The following is a 3,313-nucleotide window of genomic DNA, read 5'->3' as shown; positions in this document are numbered from 1 at the left end:
GCCGACAACGGCGTGCACTGCCTCTATCAAGCCCGCAGCGGCGAGCCCGGCGAGCCGCTGGTCGCGCTGAAGACGCTGCACCTGTCGCGCGCCAACGACCCGCAGGAGCGCGCGATGCTGGCGCACGAGGCCTGGCTCGCGTCGCGCGTCGGCGAGGCCGACGGCTTCGTGCGCCTGCGCGAGGTGAGCGAGCCGACGGCGTTCTACGTCGCCTACGACTGGCATGCCGGCCGCACGCTGGCGCAGCTGCTGGCGGCCGGCGAGCGCGGCAGCGTCGGCGATGCGGTCGATGCGGCGATCGAGATCACCGGCGCACTCGCGCGCCTGCACCGGCTGGGCGTGGTGCACCGCGACGTGAAGCCCGCCAACCTGCACCGCGGCGACGACGGCCGCTGGCGCCTGCTCGACCTCGGCGTCGCGGTCTCCGGCCGCGAGCCGCGCGTGCTGCGCAGCCTGCATGCCGGCACGCCCAGCTACATGAACCCCGAGCAGTGGGCGAGCGACGACAACGCGGCCGGCGAAGCGGCCAACGCGCGCAGCGACCTGTTCGCGCTCGGCGTCACGCTGTACCAGTGGCTGACCGGCCGGCTGCCGTACGGCGAGGTGCAGCCCTACCAGCGCGGGCGCTTCCGCAGCGATCCGAAGCCGCCGTCGCGGCTGCGCCCGGAGGTGCCGATCTGGCTCGACCATGTCGTGCTGAAGGCGGTCGCGCTCGATGCCCGCCAGCGCTTCGAGACCGCCGAGGAGTTGCTGCTCGCGCTGCAGCGCGGCGCCTCGCGCCAGCTTGCCGCGCCGCCCGCCACGCCGCTCGCGCAGCGCGATCCGCGGCTGCTCGGGCGCATCGCGCTCGGCATCTCGGTGCTGCTGAACCTGCTGCTCGTCTACTGGCTGCTGTTCCTGCCGCGCTGACATCGTTCCGTTCATCGGGCGGCCTTGTGCGGCTGCAGCCGCGTGGTGCGCAGCCCGATGTCGGCGGTCTCGGCCACCGGCCGCGCGCGTCCACCCTTCTCGGCCCAGGTGCGCGTCCAGCGGATCTGCAGCGCGCGCATCACCGCCAGCATCACCAGTGCGAGCACGGCGAACAGCACGAAGCCCCAGGCATAGGTGCCGAGGTACTGCTTCGACAGCCCCATCGCGTTCGGCACCAGCCCGCCGCCCAGCGCGCCGATCTCGCCGATCATCGAGCCGGCCACCGCGGTGGCCATCGGCCAGCGCAGCGGCACCAGCTGGAACAACGCACCGTTGCCGGCGCCGAGCGCCGCGAAGCACAGCATCAGCAGCAGCGTCGTCACCACCAGCGAGCCGGTCGACAGGCCGGTCAGCAGCAGGCAGGCGGCCACCACCACCAGCACCAGCGTCAGCGTGTTGACGCCGCCCCAGCGGTCGGAGAGCCAGCCGCCGACCACGCGCAAGGCTGCGCCCATGAAGGCGGCCAGCATCGTCAACTGCCCCGCCTGCACCTTGCTGACGCCGAACTGGTCGTGGTAGTAGGAGGGCAGGAAGGTCGTGAGCCCGATGAAGCCGCCGAAGGTCACCGCGTAGATCAGGCTGAAGGCCCAGCCGTCGCCCTCGAACAGGCAGGCGACGTGCTCGCGCAGGCTTGCGTGGCTGTCGACATCGGGCGGCTCTTTCGCGAGCAGGATCATCACCAGCATCGGGATGGCGATCGCCGCGGCCGCGACGCCGTACACCGCCTGCCAGCCCAGCCACTGCGCGAGCGGCGGGGCCACCAGCACCGACACGGCGGTGCCGACGTTGCCGGCGCCCACCAGCCCCATCGCGAGGCCCTTGTGCTGCGGCGGGAACCAGCCGGCGCCGAGCGACAGCGCGACGCCGAAGCTCGCGCCGGCGATGCCCAGCAGCACGCCCATCGCGAGCAGCTCGTTGAAGCTGTGCACGAAGAAGAAGCCGAACAGCATCGCCACCGCGATCAGCCCCATCTCGACCAGCGTGGCGCGCTTGCGGCCGATGTACTGCGCCAGCACGCCGAGCGGAAACCGCATCAGCGCGCCGGCGATGATCGGCACCGACAGCATCAGGCCCTTCTGCGCCGGCGACAGCGAGAAGGTCTCGCTGATGAAGGGCGCCATTGCGCCGTTCAGCACCCAGATGCAGCAGGAGAACGCGAAATACAGGAAGGCCGCGAACAGCGTCGGGCCGTGGCCCGCGCGCAGAAAGCTCTTGAACGAGGTTGACATGTGCAGCGCCGAAGCTGTTGGCACATGAATGCCCACTTCGTCGTGAGCATCACCCGCGGTGCGGAGGCAAGGTCGGGTGCAGCGTCACACCCGCCGCATGCTTTGCAAGCGCCATGCCAGCGGTGCAGCGAGTCTTGTGGCACCCGGCGCTGGTATGGTTCGTTCCTTGCACGATGCGTCGTGCCTCCTCCTCTGTCGCACCCTGCTGTCGAACCTCTGCCGAACCGGCTTTCCATGACCTCTGCCCTGATCCTGCTCGGCCCCTCCCAGGGCTTGCCTGCACTGCAGGCCGACCTGCAATCGAGCGGGATTCACGTGCTTGGTGCGGTGGGCTGCGGCAACTTGGTGCGGGAATCGATCCGTCTCGGGCCGGATGTGGTGGTTTGTCACGATGCGCCGGCCGATGCGGCGGTGTTCGAGGCCTGCGCGCTGCTCGCGGCCACCGCGCCGCGGCCGGTGGTGCTGTTCACGCAGGACCCCGATGCGCAGAAGATCGAGCGCGCACTCGACAGCGGCATCCACGCCTATGTCGTCAACGGCTACGCGCCGGCCCGGCTGCGGCCGGTGCTGCAGCTCGCGCAGGCGCGCTTCGCACTCGAGCAGAAGCGGCAGGCCGCGCTCGACGACGTGACGCATCGCTTCGAGGAGCGCAAGCTGGTGGATCGCGCCAAGGGCATCCTGATGCGCGCGCGCCAGGTGTCCGAGGACGAGGCCTTCCGCGTGCTGCGCACGGCGTCGATGCACAGCAACCAGCGCGTCGGCCAGGTGTCGCAGCAGGTGATCGAGGCGGCGCGCTATGCCGAGGCGGTGAACCGCGCCGGGCAGCTGCGCATGCTGTCGCAGCGCATCGTCAAACTGTATGCGCTGAGCGCGCTGGGGGTCGACAGCGGTGCGCATGCCGGGCTGCTGGACGAATCGTGCGCACGCGTCGATGCCAACGTGCTGGCGCTGCGCAAGGCGGTGTCGCAGGCCACCTTCGGCGACCTGCTGAGCGCGGTCGAGGTGCCGTGGCAGCGGCTGAAGGCGGCGCTCGCCGACCCGCCGCAGCGCGGCCGGGCGGCCGATGTCGACGTGCTGGCCGAGCGCGTTCTTCAGCAGGCCGACCAGCTCACCAG

General features: G+C 71.0%; 3 protein-coding genes. 2 read left to right on the top strand and 1 reads right to left on the bottom strand.

Annotation, left to right across the window (positions count from 1 at the left end; all coding sequences use genetic code 11):
* A partial coding sequence (locus AC1D01_RS26370; RefSeq protein WP_477871641.1) for a serine/threonine-protein kinase occupies window positions 1-909 on the top strand: 909 nt, incomplete at its 5' end.
* Window positions 910-920: 11 nt separating this feature from the next.
* Here AC1D01_RS26370 and AC1D01_RS26365 read toward each other — a convergent pair.
* Window positions 921-2,198, bottom strand: a complete 1,278-nt coding sequence (locus tag AC1D01_RS26365; RefSeq protein WP_477871639.1) for an MFS transporter — start codon at window positions 2,196-2,198, stop codon at window positions 921-923.
* A 234-nt stretch (window positions 2,199-2,432) separates the two neighbouring features.
* Between AC1D01_RS26365 and AC1D01_RS26360 the strand changes: the two genes are divergently transcribed.
* Window positions 2,433-3,313 (top strand): ANTAR domain-containing protein (locus tag AC1D01_RS26360; protein ID WP_477871637.1); only part of this gene is annotated, 881 nt, incomplete at its 3' end.

This window comes from Rhizobacter sp. P3_B12 (assembly GCF_056402895.1).
The sequence above is the reverse complement of the archived record's forward strand: the minus strand, read 5'-3'. Positions and strand labels throughout refer to the sequence as shown.